We start from the raw sequence: 21780 nt of genomic DNA on the forward strand, positions 1-21780 counted from the left end.
AGGCCTCTAGCCAAGCAGGCGCCTCAGGGCGCCTGCTGTAGCCTGTCGAGGGCGCTCAACCTGCCCACGCGCTTGGCAAATCCCTTGCCACGCCTCAGGGCGCTTCCTGCAGTCTGTCGACCATTTGCATCAGGGCGCTGACCTGACGACCGTCCCGGCTGTCATGCAAAGGGTCGCGCTGCCAGGTACTCTCGCTGAACCCCCACCAGTCCCAGCATCCCTTGGGATTGGCCAGGCTGGCCTCGGCCTGGGGGTAGAGCACCACCAGGTCGTTGCTCTTGGCGTAACGGTTCAGGCCGCTTGCCCGGGTGAATGGCGTCGCTGCGCCTTCATCGTCGTCCACGCCCATCTGGCAGCCATGCAGCGCCACCACCAGTGCGCAGTCGCCGCTCTCGCACTGCTTCGGCAGATAGACAAAGCCGGTGTCGGCGAGTCCCTTGGCGTCGAACTCGCTCTGGTCGAAGGCCAGCAGGCGCTGGTCGTCGGCCTCGCCGGCAGGCGCCAGATCGTCCCACCACCAGCCCAGCGCCTCGCCGGCCAGGTCCAGGCCGCAGTCGAGCAGGAAGGGCGCACCGCCCTCTTCGCAGTCGGCCAGGTCCGCCTCGCCAGCGGCGTCCAGCGCCGGCCAGCCGTGCCCCGCGCCGTCCTGAAACACCGCCTTCAGTTGCTCATCGTCGGCGAGCCAGTCACGCCATTGTCGAGCGGCGGCGTGTCCGACGTCGGGATCGATGGTGCCATCGTCCTCACCGTGCCAGAGATACACCTTGAGGTCGTCGAGCGATTCAGCGCTACCCGCGCGATCGAGCTCGCGGTAGTCCGCAAGGCGGCTGTCGATCGCCGCCAGGTCGGGGTCGCCAAGGCGAGTGAACATGCACTGACCCAGCGCCACTCCCAGCTCGCCCCGGGCACAGCCCCAGGGGCCGGCGGCAACCAGCCCGAGTGCATCGAAGCGCTCGGGCCAGGCCACCGCCAGCTGCGCGGCCATGTAGCCGCCGGACGAGACGCCGATGGTGGCCAGACGGTCCTTCGAGAGACCCAGCGCGGGCAGGGCGTCGGGGGAGTCGGCCGTGGCCTGAGGTGCCAGCACGAAAAACGCCAGCCCCGCGAGGAGGCTGGCGTTGGCACGACTAAGGTGAGTCATCGACTCAGCCTTCGTCGCTGGGGTTCACGTCAAGCAGCTCGACCTTGAAGATCAGGGTCTCGTTGGGGCCGATGGGGCCCTGGCCACGCGCGCCGTAGCCCAGCTCCGGCGGAATCACGACTTCCCAGGTGTCGCCCACGTTCATCATCTTCAGGGCTTCCTGCCAGCCCTCGATGACCTGGCCCACCTGGAAGGATACCGGCTCGCCGCGCTCGTAGGAGCTGTCGAACACGGTGCCATCGATCAGCTTGCCTTCGTAGTTGACCTGCACGGTGTCGCCGGCCTCGGGGGAGGCGCCGTCACCTTCCTCGAGCTCCTTGTACTGCAGTCCGGAGTCGGTAGTGGTGACGCCGTCCTTGTCGGCGTTCTCGGCCATGTAGGCCTCGCCTTCCTGCTTGTTGGCGTCCGCCTGCTGGGCCATCTCTTCGGCACGTTGCTGCTGTTCTTCAGCACGCTTGGCCATGGCCTCTTCCTGGAACTTGGTCAGGGCGGCGGCGATCTCCTCGTCGGTCATGTCGAGGCCGTCGTCGGCGAACACGTCCTTGATCGCCTCGCTGAAGGCATCCGTGTCGAGGTCTTCCACGTCTTGCTTGATGCTCTGGCCCAGGGTCACACCCAGGCTGTAGCTAAGCTTTTCCTGGTCGCTCTCGGGGGCGGAAAAGGCCATGGGAGCGGCGCCCAGCAGGGCGATCAGGGAGGCGGAAGTCAGCAGTGTCTTCATGGAAATCCTTGGCTGGCGCGTTGGCCGTAGTGTGAATGTCGTTGTTGTGACTGTAACAGGGGCAAAAGGGTTCCGCACCCGCCGTGCGTTACCCCCTACGAGGCAGGCCCGGGCATGACCCGGGCCTGTGGTTGCGGCTACGTCTGTGGTTGCCGTGATGAGTGTGGCGCTAGACCACCAGGGTCGGGCACTGCGCCGACCCCGACACCCGCTGGGCGACACTGCCCAGGATCAGGCTGGCGTCGCCGTTGGTGCCCTGGGCGCCGATCACGATCAGGTCGCACTCGCGCTTGCGGGCGAAGCGCACGATGGTGCGCGAGGGGCGGCCTCCCTTGACGAAGGCGCGCACCTTTTCCAGCGGTACCCCCAGTTCCACCGCGTGGTTCTTGGCGTGCACGGCGATCTCCGAGGCATACTCCTTGAGGGCATCGTCGGGCAGGTCCAGCTTGTCCGGGCGAACCATCGACAGGGAGGCCTCGAGCAGGCTGTGGTGCTTGAACACGCACAGGATGTAGAGCTCGGCGCCGGTCAGGTACTGCAGCCCCACGGCCTTCTCCAGCGCCTTGAGGGCGCCCTTGGAGCCGTCCACCGCCACCAGGATTCGATTGAACATCGGTCTCTCCTCAAGCTTGGTCTCCGCGCATCCGACAGACGCCGCCTAGCGGAAGGCGACGTCGCGCAGGAACAACGCAATCTGCGGGAACATGATCAGCAGGGCCGCGGCCAGGATCAGCAGGAACACGAACGGAGGTGTGCCCTTGATCACGTCCAGATAGGGCCGCTTGAAGATCGCGATGGCGGTGAAGATGTCGCAGCCGAAGGGTGGCGTCGCCGAGCCGATGGCCACTTGCAGGGTGATCAGGATACCCACCAGCACCGGGTCGAGTCCGGTGGCCTCGATGGCCGGCGCGAAGATCGGCGTCAGCACCAGGATGACCACGATCGGGTCGACGAACATGCAGGCCACGAAGAAGGCGATGCAGATGGCGATCAGCACGCCCGTGGGACCCGCTTCGTTGATCCCGGCCGCCTCGAGCATGGCCTGCGGAATCTGGGCGAAGGAGATGATCCACGAGAAGCCGTTGCCCACGGCGACCAGGATGAACACCACCGCGGTGATCAGGCCGGTGGACTTGGCGATGGCGTAGATGTCGTTCATCTTCAGCGATCGGAACACCACGAACTCCAGCAGCACCGCGTACAGCACGCAGGCCGCGGCGGCCTCGGTGGGGCTGAAGATGCCGCCGTAGATGCCGCCGACGATGATCACCGGGAAGCCCAGCGGCCACAGCGCCTGACGCACCGCGGAGAGACGCTCGCTCCAGGACGCCTTGGGCTCGGTGGGGACGTCGCGGATCACCGCGTAGAGCACGCAGTAGATGGAGAACATCAGCAGGATCAGCAGGCCTGGCCCGATGCCGGCGATGAACAGCTCGCCGATGGAGGTGCCCGAGATCACGCCATAGATGATCATGCCGATGCTGGGCGGGATCAGAAAGGCGATGTCACTCGAGTTGATGATCAACGCCAGGGTGAAGGAGTCGGAGTAGCCGGCCTTGAGCATGCGCGGGCGCAGCGGCGAGCCCACCGCCACCACGGTGGCCTGGGTCGAGCCGGACACGGCGCCGAACAGGGTGCAGGAGGCCGCGGTGGATACCGCCAGGCCGCCCTTCACGTGGCCGATGAAGGCCATGACCATGTTGATCAGGCGCTCTGCCGACTGGCCGCGGGTCATGATGTCGGCGGCGAGGATGAACATCGGCACGGCGATCAGCGAGGCCGGCCGGATGCCCGCCATCATCTGCTGGATCAGCGTGTCCATCTGGTCCAGGCCGTTGAACATCATGAAGAAACCGATGACCGCCGCGGTGATCAGCGGGATCATCATGGGGAAGCCCAGCAACAGCAGGGCGATCATGGTGGTGACCATTATGGTTGTCATTGGGGCTGTCCTCCTGCTGCCACCGTCGCGTCACTCATACTTCGGTCTCCGTATCCTTGTAGCCATCCAGCACGCCGGTCGACAGGTAGACGTCGCGGGAGGTCAGGTTCTTGATGGCGGTGAGCAGGTACTGGATACCGGTGATCAGAAAGCCCAGCGGTACCCACAGGTAGATCCAGAAGATCGGGATGCCAAGGGCGGGCAGAATGCGTCCCTTGTCATACAGGTCGACGATGTAGATCACCGAGTAGTACAGCAGGAAGAACATCACCAGAGAGGTAAACAGGGAGATGAAGATCATCAATGCCTTGCGGCCACCTACCGGCAGGGCATCGTAGATCGCCGACATGCGAATATGGCGCCCGTGGCGCGCCGCATAGCCGATACCGGCAAAGGTGATCATGATGATCAGAATGCGGTTGATCTCGCCGCTGAAGAAGATGCTCTCGCCGAGCACGAAGCGGCCAACGACGTTGGCGATGGTATTGGCCGCCATCAGCAGCACGCCCACGGCAAGAATGATGGCTTCCAGCTTGCTGATCCACGTATCGATGGTGCCCAGAAAACCAGGCAACCCCGAGTGGTAGTGCTGTTCGGATTCTTCTTCGGTCATGATGGGATCCTTGGTCGGAAATTCCGGGAGAAACGCACGTACCTGTATCGCAGCGTACGCCCTCTGGGTCGCGGTTCGCAGCCATCTGGTCAACGCTGGATGCACGCAGCGCGCCTGGCGTGGCGGCGACTGTCGGGTCGCTATTCAGGGCTCTGGAAACACAAAAGGGGCAGCCGGGTAGGGCTGCCCCTTTCGGGAGCGATGGCTCAGACGAGGATTACTCCTCGCCGGACTGAACCGCTTCCAGGTCAGCCTTGAACTGGTCGAGCAGTTCCTGACCGCCTTCACCGGTCATCTCGATGAACTTCTCCTCGACCTGCGGAGCGCGATCCTTGAAGGCCTGGATCTGTTCGTCGTCCAGGCGAGTCACGGTGACCTCGTCAGACGCTTCCTGGATCTTGCCGAGTGCTTCTTCGGCGAGGCCCTGGATGTGCTCGATGGTGGTGTCGTAGGCGGAGTCGGTGGCGTCCTGGACGAGTTGCTTGTCCTCGTCGGACAGGCCGTCATAGAAGTCCTGGTTGGCCATCATGGCGGTGGTGAACCAGCCGTGGCCGGTGAAGGTCAGGTTCGGGGAGACCTCGTACAGACCGCCGGACTCGATCCAGAAGATCGGGTTTTCCTGACCGTCGATGATGCCGGTCTGCAAACCGCCGTAGACCTCACCCCAGGGCAGCGGCGTGGGGGTCGCGCCGAAGGCGTCGTAGGTCTCCGCAAGCAGCGGGTTGGTCATGGTGCGGATCTTCTTGTTGTCGAAGTCCTCCGGCGAGGTGATCGGCTCGTCGGCGGTGACCACCATTTCCCCTTCCGGGTACATCTGCATCAGCTTCAGCCCGTGCTCGGCGTAGAGCTCGGGGAACATCTCGTTGATCGCCTTGCTCTCGTCGAAGAACTTCAGCACGGTTTCTTCGTCGGTGGGCAGCAGGTAGGGAATGAAGAAGATCTGGGCTTCGGGAATCAGCGCGCCGGTGAAGCCGGGAGACTGGTTGACGAACTGCAGGATGCCGTTCTGGGTCTGCTCCATGATGTCGTCGGATTCGCCCAGTTCGCCGAAGCGGTAGACCTGGACGGAATGGTCGGAATTCTCCTCGACGTACTGCTTGAACGCCTGGGCAAAGACGTCCTGGACATCGCCCTCGTACTCTTCGTGGGCGTAGCGCCAGTTGTCGGCCATGGCGGTGGAGGAAAGACCCAGCATCAGGGCGCCGATGCTGGCGGTGGTCAGCAGCTGTGTTGCCTTCATTCTTGTGGTTCCTCTGCAGGTGTTGGAGCTATGGGCGGATCGCGTTCGCCTGTTGTATTGCTTCGTGTCTCGCTTCGGAATCTCGGACCTTGTGCTATTGGCGCGAACAAGATCGATCATGCAAAAAATGCAGGAATTCTCATGCAGTTAACGTCAGGCTAGCGCGCTGCCGGAAGAGGGTCAAGCTGGCTTTCCACGCTTCTTATGGCCATAAGTTGCGTTTTTTTCTGCCGTTGTTGGCTAGAAAGCAGCACATTTTCTAGACCTTGGAGTCTGGCGGGTATCGGCGAGAAAGCCAGTTCGTTCAGGCTAATTTTCATGAGCATCTGCAGGCATTGTTGCTCGGCTTCGAGCTCCGCCTGCTTGATCCGCGAGCGAACGCTCGCCACCTGCGGGTCGGCTTGCGCCTGGGGCTTCAGGTCCCTGCGCAGTCGGCGCAGAGGCTGGGTGACCTCGCGCTGCCAGGCGGCGACCTCTGACGGAAGTGCACCTGCCTGGGCGCCCTGTTGATACAGCCAGCATCGCCACAACAGTTCACACACGTCCCAGCCGTGCTCATCCTGCAGCGTCAGGCAGGCTTGCTCGACGCCTGGCCGGGCATAGATTGCCAGGGCGAAGTCCCATAGCGGCGAAGTCGCCAGGCGAGGGCGCAGGCGAGCGGTGAATTCGGTAGAATCGGGGTCCAAGACGATATCCTTCTTTTATTAGAGAAGCTCGCGGGTGCCCGGCCCGGCGGGCTCATCCCGATGGAGCCGTGATGATTGCACTGCGCCAAGTAACCCTGCAACGCGGCGCCGAGCCGTTGTTCGAGGGTGCCGACCTGACCCTGCACGCCGGCCACAAGGCCGGTATCGTGGGCCCCAATGGCGCCGGCAAGTCCAGTCTGTTTGGCCTGATCCTCGGCGAGATCGGCGCCGACAAGGGCGCGGTCGAGATGAGTGGCGGCCAGCGTATTGCCCATATGGCGCAGGAAGTCGAGGCGCTGTCTCGCCCCATCATCGAGTACGTGCTCGACGGGGATGCGGAACTAAGGCGTACCGAGGTTGCCCTCGCCTCTGCCCAGGCCGACGGTGACCATCACCGCGAGGCCGAACTTCACGGCGCCATCGAGGCGCTGGACGGCTACAGCGCGCCAGCCCGCGCGGCCCAGTTGCTGGTCGGGCTGGGCTTTGCCCAGCACGATCTGGACAAGCCGCTGTCGGCGTTCTCCGGTGGTTGGCGCATGCGAGCCAACCTGGCGCGTACCCTGTTCATGCCCTCCGACGTGCTGCTGCTCGACGAGCCGACCAACCACCTGGACCTGGACGCCCTGCTGTGGCTAGAGCAGTGGCTGACGCGCTATCCCGGCACCCTGTTGCTGATCTCCCACGACCGCGACTTTCTCGATGCGGTGTGTGACCACATCGTGCACTTCGATCGTCGCAGCCTGGTGCTCTATCGGGGCAACTACACCACCTTCGAGCGGACCCGGGCCGAGAAGCTGGCGCTGCAGCAGGCCCAGGCCGAGAAGCAGCAGGCGCGTCGCGAGGAAATCGAGAAGTTTGTCGCCCGCTTTCGCTACAAGGCGACCAAGGCGCGCCAGGCCCAGAGCCGACTGAAGATGCTCGAGCGCATGGGCGACATCGCCCTGGCCCACGTCGATTCCCCCTTTCACTTTACCCTGCCGGCGGCGGACAAGACGTCTCATCCGCTGCTGGTGATCGATGACGCCAGCCTGGGCTATCGTCGCGAGGACGGCAGCGAGCGCACCCAGCTGTCCGACGTGAAGCTGACTCTGCTGCCGGGACAGCGCATCGGTCTGCTCGGTCCCAATGGCGCGGGCAAGTCGACCCTGATCAAGTCGCTGACCGGCGATCTGCCGTTGCTCTCTGGCCGTCGGGTGCCCGGCGAGCACCTGGCGGTGGGCTACTTCGCCCAGCACCAGCTCGAAGGGCTCGATCTCAAGGCGACCCCCTTCACCCACGTGCAGCGCCTGTCGCCCCAGGCCGCCGACAGCGATATCCGCAACTTCCTGGGTGGCTTCGGCTTTCCGGGAGACGACGTGTTTGCCCGGGTCGAGCTGTTCTCCGGCGGCGAGAAGGCACGCCTGGCGCTGGCCCTGATTGCCTGGCAGAAGCCCAACCTGCTGCTCCTCGACGAGCCGACCAACCACCTGGACCTGGAGATGCGCGAGGCGCTGACCGAGGCGTTGGCGTCGTTCGAAGGGACGGTGATCGTGGTATCCCACGACCGCCACCTGCTCAAGGCCACCGTCGACGAGTTCTGGAAGGTCGCCGACCATCGGGTCGAACCCTTCGATGGCGACCTGGAGGATTACCGGGCCTGGCTCAAGTCACGCCTGGAAAGCGATCGTCGCGCGGCCAGGGAAGACAAGGCCGACAGGGCCGAGGCTGGCCAGGCCGCCCCGCGGGAGGATCGCAAGGCCTCGCGCCGCGCCGCCGCCGAGCTGCGCGAGAAGCTCAGGCCCTTGAAGCGCGAGCGGGACAAGGCCGAAAAGGCCATGGAGAAGGTCCAGGCTGAACTCGGCGAGGTGGAAGCGCAGCTCGGCGACGCTGAGCTCTACACTGACGCGGCGCGCAAGCAGGAACTGACCGACTGTCTGGCGCGCCAGGGCGAGCTCAAGGCGCGCCTCGAGGAGCTGGAGGCCGACTGGCTCGCCGCCGAAGAGGCGCTCGAGGAAATGAACGAGGCGCTGTCGGGCTGAGCCACGCTCGGTTCGATAGCGCCTCGGGTCGCTGGGTCGCCCGATAGCCGGGGCGAGTGGGCGTGGCGAACGGCTATTGCGAGTCGCACCGGGATGAGGCGGGCACGCTTGCGGGAGCCGTGTCGCTGGCTTCCATGCGCGCGGCCAGTCGCTCGCGCTCGGCCTGCTCGTCGGCCAGGCTCTTGTGAGGCAGCAGCAGATTGAGCAGCACGGCGGTGAGCGCCGCCACCACCACGGGTGATCCACCGATCGCCATCTCGATCGTGTCCGGCAGCGCGGCGATGGCCTGCGGCGCCGCGGCGAGCCCGAGGCCCAGCGCCAGCGCCAGGCTGGCGATGGTCATGTTGCGCCCGGACAGCTCGTCGCGGGTCAGCAGCTGGATACCGGTCATGGTGATCATGCCGAACACCGTGATGGTGGCGCCACCGAGCACCGGATAGGGAATGGTGGTCATCAGCGCGCCGAACTTCGGCATCAGTCCCGCCGCCAGCAGAAACAGCGCCGCCAGTGCCAGCACCGAACGACTGATGACCTTGGTCATGGCGACGATACCGACGTTCTGGCTGAACGACGCCGTCGGCAGAGCCGCGAACAGGGCACCGACCAGAGTGCACAGGCCGTTGCCCAGCAAGCCCCCGGACAGCTCCCGATGGCCCAGCTCGCGATTCATGCCACCGATGGTGGTAGCGGATAGATCACCGATGGTCTGCACCGAATTGACCACGCAGATGATCACCATGGACAGGATCGCCACCGGCGCGAATTCGAGCGTCACGGGGAGCGGGCGCGGCGCACTGAACCAGGCAGCCTGATGCACCGCAGTGAAGTCCACCATGCCCAGCGCGAGTGCCAGCGCGTAGCCCACCACGATGCCGCAGATGATCGCGGCGAGCTTGATGAAGCCCCGCCCGAACTGGGAAATCGCCAGCACCACGGCCAGAGTGACCAGTGCCACCAGCCACTGCCTGCCGCCACCGTAGCCAGCGCTGCCCTTGCCCCCGGCCATGTAGTGGATGGCGATGTCGTAGAGCGACAGGCCGATCACCAGCACCACCACCCCCGCCACCACCGGCGGAAACAGGTGACGCAGCGGGCGTATACCGAACCCGACCAGCAGCATCGCCGTGCCGCCGATCAACTGGGCGCCGAGGATGCCGCCGAGGCCATACTGGGCGCCCACGGCGGTCAGGGTGGGCACGTAGGCAAAGCCGACACCGAAGATGGTCGGCAGGCGGGCACCGAAGCGCCAGACGCCGAACAGCTGGATCAGCGTCGACAGCGCCGAGGCCACCAGCGAGATCTGGATCAGCAGCAGGGTTTCGGCGGTGGAGGCGCCGATGGCACCGGAGACGATGATCGGCACCGTGATGGTACCCATGATCATGGCGAGGATGTGTTGCAGCGACAGTGGCAGGGCACGGCTCAGTGGTGGCCGGCCGTGGAAGTCGAAGACCGAGACGCTGACGGGGTAGCGGGCGTTGTTCATGGATACGATCACCGATTGTTTTTGTATACAGGCGATTGTGGTAAATGTTTCCATAAACATCAAGGCGAGACGGGGCGAGACGAGACAGCCTGGTTTACCGCCCCGCCGACATCGCGTTGCGATCGGGCTTTTGAAGATCACAAAGGTGGCAGGACGCCGCGTTCGCTGCATGTTGGCGCTCGGCGCCAGGAGGGGGCTCTCAGCTCTCCAGCAGAAAGGTCACCGGCCCGTCGTTGATTAGTGCCACCTGCATATTGGCGCCGAACTCGCCGCTGGCCACCGGCGCATGGCGCTGGCGGGCCTGGTCGAGCAGGTAGTGAAACAGACGATCGCCTTCGGCCGGCGGCGCCGCGCTGGAGAAGCTGGGACGCAGCCCCTTGCGGGTATCCGCGGCCAGGGTGAACTGGGACACCAGCAAGAGGCCTCCACCGGCCTGCTGAACATTGAGATTCATCTTGTCCTGGTCGTCGGCGAACACGCGATAGTGCAGCAGCTTGTGCAACAGGCGGTCGGCCGAGGCCTCGTCATCGCATTTTTCCACCCCGACCAGGGCCAGCAGGCCGTGGTCGATGGCGCCGACGGTGCGATCCTCGACCTCGACACTGGCACGGCGGACGCGTTGGATCAGGGCTTTCATGCAGGGCTTCCTCTGGCAACGGGTGGGGGATTGCACACAGCAGGGCCCGCTAGCCTAGCACGGGCCTGCCTGGCCAGGGAGGCGCCGGCGTCAGCGCCCCAGCAGAGCGTCGCGGAAGTCGCGGTCCAGGGGATCTTCACCGAGCCAGATGGCGAACATGGCGTTGGCAAGCGCCTTGTCGTTGGAGCGGTACAGCGGGGCGCCATTGAGCGCGAGGATCAGGCTCTCGCCATCCCAGGTCAGCGAATAGCGGTCGCCCGGCGCGACGGAGCGATAGCTGTCGACCAGCGCGGTCAGCGGGCGGCGAATCGACGGAAAGTCCACGGCGCCGACCTGCGCGCGCACGGTCTCGAGGGTGGTGCTGGCGAAGTCATCGGCCTCGATGGCATGGAAGTAGTGCAGCACCAGCCGGCGCGGGACGTCGGATTCGGGAGCGGGGCGGGGGTACCCCGCGGCCTGGTAGTAGGCGCCGGCGTAGGCGTCCCACACCAGATAGGTGAAGAGCCCGTGGCCGATCATCTCGTAGCGCCGGCCGTCGTCGATCTGGGTGGCAAAGCTAGCGCTCTTGACGCTGACCTGCTGCGTCGACGTCTGGGCGTTGGCCTCGGGGGGCGCGGCCATGGTCAGGGTCAGACAGGTGATCAGGCTGACGGCGGCAAGCAGCCGAACCAGCGGGTGCTGTCGGGGTTGTCGCGAAGGCATGATGAAACTCCCGTGACATGATGTTGTACACATCATGGCGCGAGATATGACTTATGTACAGTTTTTGTAGAGCGTTCTTCCCGTGACTACCAGGCGCGGCACAGCATGATGTCGCAACGGGGCTCCGCCAGAAGACGCTTGGTAATCTGACTGCGTCTGCCCGCCTGACTGCGGTTGCCCAGCGCCAGCAGATCGGGAGGCTGACGGCGCAGATGGGCGATCAACACGTCCAGGGGGTCGCCCTGTTCCAGCACCAGCTCCAGTTCCGGCACCCGATCGAATTCCGCCATCAGGTGGTCGATCTCCTGTTCGAGCTGCTGTCTAAGTCGGATGACCTCACGATCGCGCCACTGAGCAAAGTCGGTATCGGAGCCGAGTTCGCGCTCGCCCGGCACGTCCCAGGCGTGGAGCAGTTCGAGGCGGGATTCCGGAAAGTGTCGCAGGGTCTCGCGCAGGGTGCGACGGCAGGTCAGGGAGAAGTCCACCGGAACCAGAATGTCGTTCCACGGCTCTGCGGGGGGCTGGCTGACGGTCAGCACCGGACAGGGGGCGCTCAACAGCACCCGGGCCAGGGTGGTGCCGCCGATCAGGTCAGGGTGTCCGCGCTTGCGATGGGTGCCGAGGATGATCATCTCGGCGTTGCGATCGTGGGCTTCACGGATGATCTCGGCGTAGGGGGCGCCGGTCACCGTCTGCACCAGCAGCGGCGGTTCGGCCAGTGCGTAGTCCTCGCGCAGGTCGGTGGCGATGGCGTGGATGTCATCTACTACCGCACCTTCCAGGTCGCGCAGCACCCGGTGGGGCAGATAGGGATCCAGCACGTGCAGTACGTCGAGACGGGCGCCCATCTCGTTGGCCAGGCGGATGGCGCGGCCGAAGGCGGAACGATTTTCTGCCGACAGGTCACAGGCAAACAGCAGGGTGCGAGTCATGGCTCTGCCCTCACGACGCCAGTGGGTGAACCTTCAGCATGGGCGGACGTGCCGATTCGCGCAAGCAACGGCGTCGTCAGTCCCTGTCAGTGCACGATAGCGCCCGTCCTGCGCTCGGATCAGATCAGACTCGGCGTGTCGTGGCTTTCACGGCCCGCCATCGCCCGCCACTGCTCCTGCCGCTACCACCAGGCGTGGAAGTGATGCACCGGGCCGCGCCCCTTGCCCACCGACAGCCGCCGGCTTGCGTCGAGCGCCTGGTGCAGCCAGCGCTTGGCGTCGCCGATGGCGTCGATGACCTGCGACTCGTCGGCGTCCTGGGACAGATGGGCCAGCTTGGCGGCGATCGCCGAGGACAGGGCACAACCGGTACCATGCAGGTTCTGGGTATCGATGCGCGGCGCCGGCAGCCAGCGATCGCCACCGGGCGAGGCCAGCAGGTCGGGACAGCTATCACCATCGAGATGGCCACCCTTGAGCAGCACATAGGGGGCGGACAGTTGCTTGAGCGCCGGCAGCATCGCCTCCATGGCATCGGCGCTGGTGGGCGGCTCGACCCCCAGCAGTACCGCTGCCTCGGGCAGGTTGGGGGTGATCACGTCGGCCAGCGGCACCAGCACATCGCGTACCGCACTGATCCCGGCCTCATCGACCAGGATGTCGCCGCTCTTGGCCACCATCACCGGGTCGAGCACGATCCAGCGGGGACGCCTGGCCTCGAGCGCTTCACGCAGGGTCTCGGCGACCTCGCGGCTGGCGACCATGCCGATCTTCACCGCGTCGATGCGCACGTCGTCGAGCAGGTGATCGAGCTGCACCCGGATGCTCTCTGCAGCCACCGGGTGCACCTCGCGTACCCCACAGGTATTCTGCGCGATCACCGCGGTGATGACGTTGGTGGCATAGGTGCCCAGGGCAGACAGCGTCTTGAGGTCGCCCTGGAGGCCGGCGCCGCCAGAAGGGTCGGAGCCGGCGATGGTCAGCGTGTGAGGGATGGATACGGCGTGGGACATGAAAGACACCCGAAAGTCAGCAGAAGACACAGAATACAAGAGGCGGCGCTGAGAGAGCCAATGTCGAGCGCATCATGCTGAGTCTGTTTGTCATGGCGTTTGCCAGCGCCACCCTGCTGCCCGGAGGGTCCGAGCTATGGCTGGCTGGGCTGTGGTGCCGGGGCGAAGCGCCGCTGGCGCTGTGGCTGGTTGCCACCCTGGGCAATACCCTGGGCAGTCTGGTCAATGTCGCCCTGGGCCGCTACGCCATCCAGTATGTGGATCGGCGCTGGTTTCCCGCCTCCCGGGCGGGACTGGCACGAGCCCAGCGCTGGTATCGCAAGGGCGGAGAAGCGAGTCTGCTGCTGGCCTGGCTGCCGGTGGTAGGGGATCCGCTGACGGTACTCGCGGGAATCGCCCGGCTGCCGTGGTGGCGTGCCACGCTGTGGATCGTCGTCAGCAAGGGCGGGCGCTACGCGGTGCTGCTGTGGTTTGCCGAACGCTATTTCAGCTGCGGCTGATCACTGCTCGAGAGCGAGCGCTTCGAGCAAGGCTCGAGATTCGACACGATGTCCGCCCGTGCCCCGAAAACGGACAGGGGCCGCGCGAGGCGGCCCCTGGGTGCTTGTGTCGGCAATGCTCGACACCTTCTGGATGGGTTACTCCTGGCCGAAGTCAGTGCCGCCGTCCGGGTTGCGGGCGTTGTAGTAGGCCTGCTCGGAGATGGCGTGGTAGTTCACCACCTTGTCCTGGAAGTCGCGGTACGACTCGTAGATGCGACCGGCGATATCGCTGGAGTCGGCCAGTTCCTGCACCACCTCGGCGGAGATCTCCTGAGCCTGGGCGAGCACGTCGTCGGGCAGCTTGCGCAGCTGGACGTCGTGTTCGTTGATCAGGGTGGCCAGGGCATCGTTGTTGCGCGCGGTGTACTCGTCCAGCACGTCCTGGTTCACGTCGCGTACCGCGGTGCGCAGGATCGCCTGAAGGTCGGCGGGCAGCTCGGCCAGGGCCTCATCGTTGACGATGGCCTCGAACATCACCGTCGGCTCATGCCAGCCCGGGTAGTAGTAGTACTCGGCGGCCTGGTGCAGGCCGAAGGCCAGGTCGTTGTACGGACCGATCCACTCGGTGGCATCGATGGCGCCGGACTGCAGCGAGGTGAAGATCTCGCCGCCGGGCATATTGACGATGGCCACGCCCATGCGGTTCATGACCTCACCACCGAGGCCTGGCATGCGCATCTTGAGGCCGTCCAGGTCGTCGACAGAATTGATTTCCTGGTTGTACCAGCCGCCCATCTGTACGCCGGAGGCGCCGGCAGTCATGACCTCGACGCCGAAGTCATCGTAGAGCTCGTTCCACAGCTCCAGGCCGCCACCATAGTGCAGCCAGGCGTTCATTTCCTGGGCGTTCATGCCGAAGGGCACGGCGGCGAAGAACTGGGCGGCGGGCGCCTTGCCCTTCCAGTAGTAGGAGGCAGAGTGGCCCATCTGGGCGGTGCCTTCGGCGACGGCGTCGAAGACCTCGAAGCCCGGTACCAGCTGGCCGGCACCGAACACCTCGATCGTCAGGCGGCCGTCGGACATTTCCTCGACCAGCTTGGCCAGACGCTCGGGACCCTGGCCGACACCGGGGAAGTTCTTCGGCCAGGAGGTGACCAGCTTCCACTCGAAGGTGTCCTGGGCCTGGGCCTGGGCTCCGACCAGCAGTAGACCGGAGGCACCGGCGAGGGTAATGGCCTTGGCGATTGAGCTGCGTTGCATGTAAGTCCCCTTTGTATGGTATTGGCGTTGTCGGGACCTGCCGGCCAGGGTAGGGCCGGCGGGTAGTTGGCGTCTCGCGGGATGGCCCGAGACGCCGTGAAGCGGGCGATGGCTCGTCGGGCAACTATAGACGCCGGGGGCGCCCCCCGGCGTGGGCTGCCGTCCACGCATCGCCAACGCGCCGGATCAGAACGGCTCCGGCAGCCAGGTGGCGAGCTGCGGGCCAGCGTCGAGAGTGACAGGGCCCGGCGTTGAGGTTTACGGCATCAGAACTGCTCCGGCAGCCAGGTGGCGAGCTGCGGGAAGAATGACAGGGCCAGCAGCATGCCGAGCTGCAGCACGATGAACGGAATGACGCCTCGGTAGATCGCGGACGTCGGTACCGACTCCGGGGCCACCCCGCGCAGATAGAACAGGGCGAAGCCGAAGGGAGGCGTCAGGAAGGAGGTCTGCAGGTTGATCGCGATCATGATGCCCAGCCAGATTGGATCCAGGCCCATGGCCAGCAGAATCGGACCGACGATCGGCACCACCACGAAGGTGATCTCGATGAAGTCGAGGATAAAGCCGAGCAGGAAGATCACCAGCATCACGATGATGGTGGCGCCGACTACCCCGCCGGGCATGTTCTCGAACAGATGGGTGACCAGCTCTTCACCGCCGTAGGCGCGGAACACCAGCGAGAACAGCGCCGCGCCGATCAGGATCAGGAACACCATGGTGGTGACGTGGGTGGTGGAGCGCAGCACGTCCTTGAGCGTGGCCAGATCGAGGCGACGATAGGCCAGGGCCAGCACCAGGGCGCCGAAGGCACCCACCGCGGAAGCCTCGGTGGGGGTGGCCAGTCCGGCCAGGATCGAGCCGAGCACCGCGACGATCAGCACGATGGGCGGCACCAGGCCCTTGAGCAGCAACAGGCCGATGCCCGAGGTGTGGCCCAGCTCGGCCATCAGTTCCTGGCGATCGGCGGCAGGGGCGGCGCTGGGCTTGAACAGCGCCACCAGGCTGACGTAGACGATATACACCAGCACCAGGATCAGGCCCGGGACCAGCGCCCCCATGAACAGATCACCCACCGACACCGTCTTGGGGCTGAAGATGCCCATGGACAGCTGGGCCTGCTGGTAGGCGCTGGACAGCACGTCACCAAGCAGCACCAGAGCGATGGACGGCGGGATGATCTGACCCAGGGTGCCGGTGGCGCAGATGGTGCCGGTGGCCAGCGACTGGCTGTAGCCGCGCTTGAGCATGGTCGGCAGCGACATCAGACCCATGGTGACCACGGTGGCGCCGACGATGCCGGTGGAAGCGGCCAGCATCATGCCGACCAGGGTCACCGAGATGCCGAGTCCGCCGCGCAGCGAGCCGAACAGCAGGGCCATGGCGTCGAGCAGGGTTTCGGCGACCTTGGACTTCTCGAGCAGCACGCCCATCAGCACGAACAAGGGCACCGCCAGCAGGGTGGTGTTGGTCATGATGCCGTAGAGGCGATTGGGGAAGGCGTTGAGGTAGCTGCCGTCGAAGTTGGCATCGATGCCGAGGGACTCCAGGCCGTAGCCGAGCCCGGCAAAGGCCAGGGCGGTACCGGCCAGCGACAGCGCGACCGGAAAACCGAACATCAATACCGTACAGATGACACCGAACAGCACCAGGGGCATGAACTCCAGCATTTACAGGTGCTCCTCGTCGGCGTCATGGGGAAGGGCGTTGGGGTCGAGACGTCCCTTTAAAATCAGGATATTGCGGTAGATCTCGACGATACCCTGGACAATCATCAGCACGGCGAAGGCCGGTATCAGCGTCTTCAGCAGGAACACCCCGGGGATGCCACCGGCGTCGGGTGAGCCCTCGAAGATGGCCCAGGACTTGCCGACGTAGCCGAGGCTGGTGGCGATCACGAAGCCCATCACCGGCAGCAGCAGCAGCAGGGTGCCGAGCAGGTCGACCAGCGCCTTGCGCCTGGGCGACATCGCTCGATAGAAGATGTCGACGCGCACGTGTCCGCCGTGCTTCAGGGTGTAGGCCGCCGCCAGCATGAACACGGCGGCGTGCATGTACATCACCGATTCCTGCATGGGGATGCTGTTGACGCTGAAGGCATAGCGCAGCACCACGATCAGGAACTGGATGATCATCATCGCCAGGATCAGCCAGGAAAGGCCCCTGCCAAGGCGTTCGGAGAAGGCGTCCAGGGCCGCCAGTGGCCCCGGCAAGCCGGAAGATGTAGACATTAGGAACTCGCTGGTGGTGTCAGGGCGATCATTGTCCAGGCTGGCGCCCGGGCACGCCGTCGCCAGGGCAGGACGTCGGCTTGCCGGGGGGACCTGGCGTCATGGATAGTGTGGCACGCGGAGACATTAGCGAATCTCGGTGCACGTCAACGCTGACTATACGGCAGTCGAGGTAGCACTGTCATGACACCAAAAGTCGAGGTCCGCTGGCGTGGCGTCCGCCGCCGCCGACAGGATGGCTCAGGCGGGTGGGTCGGGCGTGTGGCTCAGGCGGGTAGCTCAGACGGGAAGCTCAGGTGGGAAGGTCAGGTGGGAAATTCAGGTGAGCGGTTCAGGCAGGTTGCTCGGGCTGATCGGCCTGGATGGCGGCGAGGCAGGGCTGGGGCAGGCGAATATCGACGGCCACCGGCAGGTGGTCCGAAAACAGTCGGTCGAGGACTTCGGCCTCATCGGCCTCCAGCGACGACGACAGCAGGATATGGTCCAGCGCTCGGCTGGGGCGCCAGGACGGGTAGCTCAGTGCCGGTCGCACCGGATGCAGCGGCAACGAGGCGCAGAAGCGGTCGTGGGCGTGCAGGCGGTCCGGGGTGCAGTTCAGGTCCCCCATCACCACCACGTGCTTGAGTGGCTGGATCAGCTCGCTGAGGTAGTCGAGCTGCAGGTTCTGGGTGCGCTGGCCCAGCGCCAGGTGGGCGACGAACAGGTGCAGGGCCTCGGGGCCCTGGCCGAAGCGCGCATGGATGGCGCCCCGGCCGGGCAGGGTTCCCGGCAGGCGGTGCTCCTCGATGCGGCTGGGTGCCAGCCGGGAGAGCAGGCCATTGCTGTGCTGGGCAAGTCGACCGAGGTTGCGGTTGAGCTGCTGATAGTGGTGGGGGAAGCCGCCTTGCATGGCCAGGTACTCGAGCTGATTGACCTGGTTCGAGCGAAAGCTGCCGCCGTCCACCTCCTGTAGCCCCACCATGTCGAAGTGCGACAGCACCTCGGCGATCATGTCCAGACGTCGTTGCCGACGCGGGTGAGGCAACAGGTGCTGCCAGCTACGGGTGAGGTAGTGGTGGTAGGCCGAGGTCTGGATACCCACCTGCAGGTTGAAGGTCACCAGCCTCAGGTGGCCTCTGTCCAGCGTGGGGTGGCGTTCCTCGGCCAGTGACGTCATTGGGCTCCAGACTCCTGTTCGCTGCGGATCTGCTCCACCAGCGCCTCGGCGATGCGCGGCATGTTGTCGAGGCTGCCGGCGGTGCTCGGCGAGACGATGTAGCGACCATCGACGATCAGCGCGGGGACGCCCATCAGTTCGAGGTTGCGCATGGTGGCGCTGGCGCGATTGATCTGGGACTTCACGCCGAAGCCATCCAGCGCCTTGAGCGCCTGCTCTTCGCTGACACCGTAGTCGCTGAAGAAGGCGGCGATGTCTGCTGGCTCGGTAAGCTGCTCGCCTTCCTGGTGGATGGCGTCGAAGAAGTCCTCGTGCACCTCGTCGAGGATCTCGAGCTGCTGGGCGGCATAGAAGGCCTTGGCGTGCTTGACCCAGGTCTCGCCCAGGGTTGCCGGCATGCGTTCGAACTCGACGTCATCGGGCAGCTCGGCGACCCAGGCATTGAGCGGATCTTCCAGCGAGTAGCAGTGCGGGCAGCCATACCAGAACACTTCGGTCACGTTGATCTTGCCATCGTCGCTGCCCAGCTCGACCTGATTGGGGGCGACGGTGTAGTCCTCGCCCTCGGTGATCGAGGCGGCGACCGCCATGGTCGACAGGCTAAGGCCAGCGAGGCCCATCATCAGTGACTTCAGCATAGAATGTTTTCTCCTTGATTGAGGCGGGCATGCCATGGCGGCGCGAGGGCGCGACGAACCTGGAGCCGCAAAGCGAACGCTGTTTTGAGTCTACAACGTTCGAAGGGTTCCCGAATATCCCGATTGGGCAGACGTCGCATGTCTATCTTTGCTGGTAAACGCAACGGGGCGGCCACAAGGGCCGCCCCGCGGGACGCATCGAAAGGTGAATCGATCAGTGCAGGCCCTGGACGTAGTTGGCCACGGCTTCCATGTCGGCATCGCTCATCTTGGCGGCGATGTCGGCCATCACGCCACCGGGGCTGTTGGCGCGGGCGCCGGAGGCGAATGCCTGGAGGGTGCTGACCACATAGCCGGCGTGCTGGCCGGAAAGCCCCGGATAGACCGCCGAGCCGATGCCGCTGCCGGTCGGGCCATGGCAGGCGCTGCAGGCCGGGATGCCCTTGGCCAGGTCGCCAGCGCGGTAGAGCGCCTCGCCGCGCTCGAGCAACGCCTCGTCATCCTTGGCCTGCCCCACCACCGGGTCCTGGCCGGCGAAGAAGGCGGCCACGTCCCAGGCGTCCTGGTCGCTGAAGTTGTCCACCTGCCCCGCCATCTGCGGCACCGGACGGGTGCCGTCACGGATGTCGATGATCTGCTTGGCCAGGTAGGAGGCCTGCTGGCCGGCCAGGTTGGGGAAGGTCGGCGCGATACTGGCGCCGGTCTGGCCGTGACAGGCGGCGCAGGCGGTGGCCTTGTCGCGTCCTGCGGCGGCGTCTGCGTCACTCTGGAGGTCGGCATGGGCGGCGCCGACGACGCCGATGGAGATTGCCAGGCTTGCCAGTAACTGTCTCATCGCTAGTTCACTTATGCCGTTTTTAATGTTTTCACGGTCCCGCGGAAGGCGTGGCCTTCACTGCAGGGGGAAGCGCCCGCGCTGAGGCCGGTCGCTGGCGACAGCGGCACAATGTTATGATGATTCCCCGGGTCGCAGCCGCCTCAAAGCTTACTATAACCAAACACCCCGGGGGCGGGAATGCCAGGGCCCTCGACCCTACCTTTGATCACCGTCAGGATTTCTTCCATCTCATGGCTTTCAACTACTCCTTGGCCCGATTCCTCACCAGTGCGCCGACGCTGGCCCGATGCCCCGAAGACATTGGTGTCGAGGTCGCCTTTGCCGGACGTTCCAATGCCGGAAAGTCCAGCGCGATCAACACCATCACCCAACAGAAGGCGCTCGCTCGTACCTCCAAGACGCCGGGTCGCACCCAGCTTATCAACGTCTTTTCGCTGGGCGAGGACAGCGAGCGCCGGCTGGTGGACCTGCCCGGCTATGGCTACGCCAAGGTGCCCGAAAAGGTCAAATTGGAGTGGCAGCGCCACCTGGCCGAATACCTCCAGAAGCGAGCTTCGCTCAAGGGGCTGGTGCTGGTGATGGACGTGCGTCACCCATTGACCGAGTTCGACCTGGCGCTGCTGGATGTGGCCGATGAGCGCGACCTGCCGGTGCATATCCTGCTGACCAAGGCCGACAAGCTGAAGCAGGGCGCGGCCAAGAATGCCCTGCAGCAGGTGCGCTCGCGGCTGCGTGAGTGGGAGGACCTGGTCAGCGTGCAGCTTTTCTCGGCGCTCAAGCGCCAGGGCGTCGACGAGGCCCATCGGCGCCTGGACGGCTGGCTTGCGCACGAAGGCTAGCCAGCCTGACGAGCCCTAGCCAGCCTGACGAGCCCGCCGGCTACTTGTACGTAGCGGTGACCTCCAGCAGTCCCTTGACGCGCCCACCGGATGCCTGCTCGGCATAGCGGTAGTAGCTGACGCGTAACGGAACCTTGGGCGCCTCCCCCATCAGGCCAACCGCTCGCGAGCCAGACAGGTCCACGGGGTCGAAGTCGTGGGCTGAAAAAGCGTCGATTTCCAGCGCCAGCCCGATGCCCTTGGCGCCGCCGCCTGAGGTGTCGGCGTTGCCGAGGATGCCTTGGCGGGCGTTGATGACGCTGGCGCCGCCCGAGCGTATGGACAGATCCGCCATGTTGACCTCATCGCAGTCGTTGAAGCTCAGGTAGGCGGTGGTGGTACCGCCCCGAGATCCTGCTCCCGGCAGCTCGCTGAGGTCGATATCGGGCAGGATGATGTAGGGGGTCCACATCTTGCAGGTGCTCTCGATCACGGTGACGTAAGCGCCGCCAACTCCGACTACCGTACCGGTATAGTTGTCGCTGGCGCCGGTGCTGGTCGCCACGTGGGTATGAGGCCAGTAGGTAAACTGTTCGTAGTTGCCCGGTTCGGTGTCGCCATGGCGTACGATCGGTATCTCCTTCGTGACGCTGCCGGAGACACAGCCAGATGCATGGTTGGCGGTGCGCAGGGAAGCGACCAGGGTCTGGTGGTGATGGCCGCCCATGCTGGTGTCGGCCTTGTCGAAGTAGAAGCCCGGTATTGCGCTTTTGGCGTCACCGGTGGCGCTGTCGTAGGAACCCTGGGTATCGAGCAGGATATAGACGCGGCCGTCGCTGCCGGTCTGGCAGGCGTAGGTGGTGTGGAAGGAGGCTATCCCCGCGGTGTTGCCTTCCGGCGTGGTGCCGGACAAGGTCGAGGGGTAGGACATGCCGGTGCTGTAGAGGCCGCAGGTACCGGGCGGGCGTACGGTGTCGCAGGTAGGGCGTGCCGCCAGGGCTGGCGCGATGCCCAGGGGCAGGGCGAGAGCGGGCCCCAGTCCTGAAACACGCCCCGAAAGCAGTCCCGAAGACAGCCCCGAAACAAGCCCCAGTCCCGAAACCAGAGCAAACGCCAGCCCGAGCTTGAGCACTCGTCGCAGGTGACGCCGGGTCGGCGGTGATGAAGCGAGGGGGCGATAGAGCGGGCGGGGCATGGCGGCAGGCACTCAGGGTACAGGTGCCTGC

At 65.2% G+C, this 21780-nt stretch carries 22 protein-coding genes; 3 read left to right on the forward strand and 19 right to left on the reverse strand.

Features of this window, described 5'->3' with window-relative positions:
- Positions 1-94: 94 nt before the first annotated feature.
- The 7 genes from C9F12_RS15595 to C9F12_RS15625 all read right to left on the reverse strand — a co-directional run bounded on the left by C9F12_RS15595 (position 95) and on the right by C9F12_RS15625 (position 6343).
- The gene (locus C9F12_RS15595) at positions 95-1141 is read right to left on the reverse strand and encodes a PHB depolymerase family esterase (protein ID WP_108449483.1); all 1047 of its coding nucleotides are present in this window, start codon (positions 1139-1141) and stop codon (positions 95-97) included.
- 4 nt (positions 1142-1145) lie between these two features.
- Positions 1146-1862 (reverse strand): FKBP-type peptidyl-prolyl cis-trans isomerase, encoded by a 717-nt coding sequence (locus C9F12_RS15600; protein ID WP_045993921.1) that lies wholly within the window; start codon positions 1860-1862, stop codon positions 1146-1148.
- 169 nt (positions 1863-2031) lie between these two features.
- Positions 2032-2475, reverse strand: coding sequence for a universal stress protein (locus C9F12_RS15605; RefSeq protein ID WP_045993922.1), 444 nt, complete (start codon positions 2473-2475; stop codon positions 2032-2034).
- Between the two features lie 45 nt (positions 2476-2520).
- Positions 2521-3804 (reverse strand): TRAP transporter large permease, encoded by a 1284-nt coding sequence (locus C9F12_RS15610; protein WP_045993923.1) that lies wholly within the window; start codon positions 3802-3804, stop codon positions 2521-2523.
- 34 nt (positions 3805-3838) lie between these two features.
- On the reverse strand, positions 3839-4417 hold the full coding sequence (locus C9F12_RS15615; RefSeq protein ID WP_045993924.1) for a TRAP transporter small permease: 579 nt from the start codon (positions 4415-4417) through the stop codon (positions 3839-3841).
- Positions 4418-4634: 217 nt separating this feature from the next.
- Entirely contained in the window at positions 4635-5657 is a 1023-nt protein-coding gene (gene dctP, locus C9F12_RS15620; protein ID WP_108131873.1) for a TRAP transporter substrate-binding protein DctP, read from the reverse strand.
- A 158-nt stretch (positions 5658-5815) separates the two neighbouring features.
- Positions 5816-6343, reverse strand: coding sequence for a TIGR02444 family protein (locus C9F12_RS15625; protein WP_240184267.1), 528 nt, complete (start codon positions 6341-6343; stop codon positions 5816-5818).
- Between the two features lie 71 nt (positions 6344-6414).
- Here C9F12_RS15625 and C9F12_RS15630 point away from each other — a divergent pair, with 71 nt between their 5' ends.
- Positions 6415-8361: an ATP-binding cassette domain-containing protein gene (locus tag C9F12_RS15630; protein WP_108449484.1), complete on the forward strand. Its 1947-nt coding sequence runs from the start codon at positions 6415-6417 to the stop codon at positions 8359-8361.
- Positions 8362-8434: 73 nt separating this feature from the next.
- On the opposite strand, the gene C9F12_RS15635 is transcribed toward C9F12_RS15630, so the two are convergent.
- The 5 genes from C9F12_RS15635 to thiD all read right to left on the reverse strand — a co-directional run bounded on the left by C9F12_RS15635 (position 8435) and on the right by thiD (position 13131).
- On the reverse strand, positions 8435-9847 hold the full coding sequence (locus tag C9F12_RS15635) for a solute carrier family 23 protein (protein WP_108449485.1): 1413 nt from the start codon (positions 9845-9847) through the stop codon (positions 8435-8437).
- A 199-nt stretch (positions 9848-10046) separates the two neighbouring features.
- Positions 10047-10484, reverse strand: coding sequence for a D-aminoacyl-tRNA deacylase (gene dtd, locus C9F12_RS15640; RefSeq protein WP_108449486.1), 438 nt, complete (start codon positions 10482-10484; stop codon positions 10047-10049).
- A gap of 90 nt (positions 10485-10574) precedes the next feature.
- Positions 10575-11186: a chalcone isomerase family protein gene (locus C9F12_RS15645; protein ID WP_240184268.1), complete on the reverse strand. Its 612-nt coding sequence runs from the start codon at positions 11184-11186 to the stop codon at positions 10575-10577.
- A gap of 86 nt (positions 11187-11272) precedes the next feature.
- Positions 11273-12118, reverse strand: a complete 846-nt coding sequence (locus C9F12_RS15650; RefSeq protein ID WP_045993929.1) for a universal stress protein — start codon at positions 12116-12118, stop codon at positions 11273-11275.
- Positions 12119-12300: 182 nt separating this feature from the next.
- Positions 12301-13131, reverse strand: coding sequence for a bifunctional hydroxymethylpyrimidine kinase/phosphomethylpyrimidine kinase (thiD, locus tag C9F12_RS15655; RefSeq protein ID WP_108449487.1), 831 nt, complete (start codon positions 13129-13131; stop codon positions 12301-12303).
- 74 nt (positions 13132-13205) lie between these two features.
- Here thiD and C9F12_RS15660 point away from each other — a divergent pair, with 74 nt between their 5' ends.
- A complete protein-coding gene (locus tag C9F12_RS15660; RefSeq protein WP_108449488.1) occupies positions 13206-13631 on the forward strand; it encodes a YqaA family protein in 426 nt (141 codons plus the stop codon).
- 138 nt (positions 13632-13769) lie between these two features.
- Here the strand turns inward: C9F12_RS15660 and C9F12_RS15665 are convergent, their stop codons facing one another.
- The 6 genes from C9F12_RS15665 to C9F12_RS15690 form a co-directional block, all read right to left on the reverse strand.
- On the reverse strand, positions 13770-14873 hold the full coding sequence (locus C9F12_RS15665) for a TRAP transporter substrate-binding protein (RefSeq protein WP_045993932.1): 1104 nt from the start codon (positions 14871-14873) through the stop codon (positions 13770-13772).
- A gap of 266 nt (positions 14874-15139) precedes the next feature.
- A complete protein-coding gene (locus C9F12_RS15670) occupies positions 15140-16543 on the reverse strand; it encodes a TRAP transporter large permease subunit (RefSeq protein WP_108449489.1) in 1404 nt (467 codons plus the stop codon).
- The gene (locus tag C9F12_RS15675) at positions 16544-17104 is read right to left on the reverse strand and encodes a TRAP transporter small permease subunit (protein WP_108131868.1); all 561 of its coding nucleotides are present in this window, start codon (positions 17102-17104) and stop codon (positions 16544-16546) included.
- A 331-nt stretch (positions 17105-17435) separates the two neighbouring features.
- Complete coding sequence (locus C9F12_RS15680) at positions 17436-18260, reverse strand: endonuclease/exonuclease/phosphatase family protein (protein ID WP_045993935.1); 825 nt, start codon at positions 18258-18260, stop codon at positions 17436-17438.
- Positions 18257-18898, reverse strand: coding sequence for a thiol:disulfide interchange protein DsbA/DsbL (locus C9F12_RS15685; RefSeq protein WP_045993936.1), 642 nt, complete (start codon positions 18896-18898; stop codon positions 18257-18259). Before C9F12_RS15685 ends, C9F12_RS15680 begins: the two co-directional genes overlap by 4 nt.
- Positions 18899-19112: 214 nt before the next feature.
- Positions 19113-19733, reverse strand: coding sequence for a c-type cytochrome (locus C9F12_RS15690; RefSeq protein WP_045993937.1), 621 nt, complete (start codon positions 19731-19733; stop codon positions 19113-19115).
- A 233-nt stretch (positions 19734-19966) separates the two neighbouring features.
- Between C9F12_RS15690 and yihA the strand changes: the two genes are divergently transcribed.
- Positions 19967-20575 (forward strand): ribosome biogenesis GTP-binding protein YihA/YsxC, encoded by a 609-nt coding sequence (gene yihA / locus C9F12_RS15695; protein WP_108449490.1) that lies wholly within the window; start codon positions 19967-19969, stop codon positions 20573-20575.
- Between the two features lie 40 nt (positions 20576-20615).
- On the opposite strand, the gene C9F12_RS15700 is transcribed toward yihA, so the two are convergent.
- The gene (locus C9F12_RS15700; protein ID WP_162816506.1) at positions 20616-21749 is read right to left on the reverse strand and encodes a hypothetical protein; all 1134 of its coding nucleotides are present in this window, start codon (positions 21747-21749) and stop codon (positions 20616-20618) included.
- Between the last annotated feature and the right edge of the window lie 31 nt (positions 21750-21780).

The sequence above is a fragment of the Halomonas sp. BN3-1 genome (assembly GCF_003056325.1).
In the GTDB taxonomy this organism is placed as follows: domain Bacteria; phylum Pseudomonadota; class Gammaproteobacteria; order Pseudomonadales; family Halomonadaceae; genus Halomonas; species Halomonas litopenaei.

Excerpts from the sequence above, each read along its gene's own strand:
- C9F12_RS15595 (WP_108449483.1), bottom strand. The coding sequence starts at position 1,141 with ATGACTCACCTTAGTCGTGCCAACGCCAGCCTCCTCGCGGGGCTGGCG.
- C9F12_RS15600 (WP_045993921.1), bottom strand. The coding sequence starts at position 1,862 with ATGAAGACACTGCTGACTTCCGCCTCCCTGATCGCCCTGCTGGGCGCC.
- C9F12_RS15605 (WP_045993922.1), bottom strand. The coding sequence starts at position 2,475 with ATGTTCAATCGAATCCTGGTGGCGGTGGACGGCTCCAAGGGCGCCCTC.
- C9F12_RS15610 (WP_045993923.1), bottom strand. The coding sequence starts at position 3,804 with ATGACAACCATAATGGTCACCACCATGATCGCCCTGCTGTTGCTGGGC.
- C9F12_RS15615 (WP_045993924.1), bottom strand. The coding sequence starts at position 4,417 with ATGACCGAAGAAGAATCCGAACAGCACTACCACTCGGGGTTGCCTGGT.
- dctP (WP_108131873.1), bottom strand. The coding sequence starts at position 5,657 with ATGAAGGCAACACAGCTGCTGACCACCGCCAGCATCGGCGCCCTGATG.
- C9F12_RS15630 (WP_108449484.1), top strand. The coding sequence starts at position 6,415 with ATGATTGCACTGCGCCAAGTAACCCTGCAACGCGGCGCCGAGCCGTTG.
- C9F12_RS15635 (WP_108449485.1), bottom strand. The coding sequence starts at position 9,847 with ATGAACAACGCCCGCTACCCCGTCAGCGTCTCGGTCTTCGACTTCCAC.
- dtd (WP_108449486.1), bottom strand. The coding sequence starts at position 10,484 with ATGAAAGCCCTGATCCAACGCGTCCGCCGTGCCAGTGTCGAGGTCGAG.
- C9F12_RS15645 (WP_240184268.1), bottom strand. The coding sequence starts at position 11,186 with ATGCCTTCGCGACAACCCCGACAGCACCCGCTGGTTCGGCTGCTTGCC.
- C9F12_RS15650 (WP_045993929.1), bottom strand. The coding sequence starts at position 12,118 with ATGACTCGCACCCTGCTGTTTGCCTGTGACCTGTCGGCAGAAAATCGT.
- thiD (WP_108449487.1), bottom strand. The coding sequence starts at position 13,131 with ATGTCCCACGCCGTATCCATCCCTCACACGCTGACCATCGCCGGCTCC.
- C9F12_RS15660 (WP_108449488.1), top strand. The coding sequence starts at position 13,206 with ATGCTGAGTCTGTTTGTCATGGCGTTTGCCAGCGCCACCCTGCTGCCC.
- C9F12_RS15665 (WP_045993932.1), bottom strand. The coding sequence starts at position 14,873 with ATGCAACGCAGCTCAATCGCCAAGGCCATTACCCTCGCCGGTGCCTCC.
- C9F12_RS15670 (WP_108449489.1), bottom strand. The coding sequence starts at position 16,543 with ATGCTGGAGTTCATGCCCCTGGTGCTGTTCGGTGTCATCTGTACGGTA.
- C9F12_RS15675 (WP_108131868.1), bottom strand. The coding sequence starts at position 17,104 with ATGTCTACATCTTCCGGCTTGCCGGGGCCACTGGCGGCCCTGGACGCC.
- C9F12_RS15680 (WP_045993935.1), bottom strand. The coding sequence starts at position 18,260 with ATGACGTCACTGGCCGAGGAACGCCACCCCACGCTGGACAGAGGCCAC.
- C9F12_RS15685 (WP_045993936.1), bottom strand. The coding sequence starts at position 18,898 with ATGCTGAAGTCACTGATGATGGGCCTCGCTGGCCTTAGCCTGTCGACC.
- C9F12_RS15690 (WP_045993937.1), bottom strand. The coding sequence starts at position 19,733 with ATGAGACAGTTACTGGCAAGCCTGGCAATCTCCATCGGCGTCGTCGGC.
- yihA (WP_108449490.1), top strand. The coding sequence starts at position 19,967 with ATGGCTTTCAACTACTCCTTGGCCCGATTCCTCACCAGTGCGCCGACG.
- C9F12_RS15700 (WP_162816506.1), bottom strand. The coding sequence starts at position 21,749 with ATGCCCCGCCCGCTCTATCGCCCCCTCGCTTCATCACCGCCGACCCGG.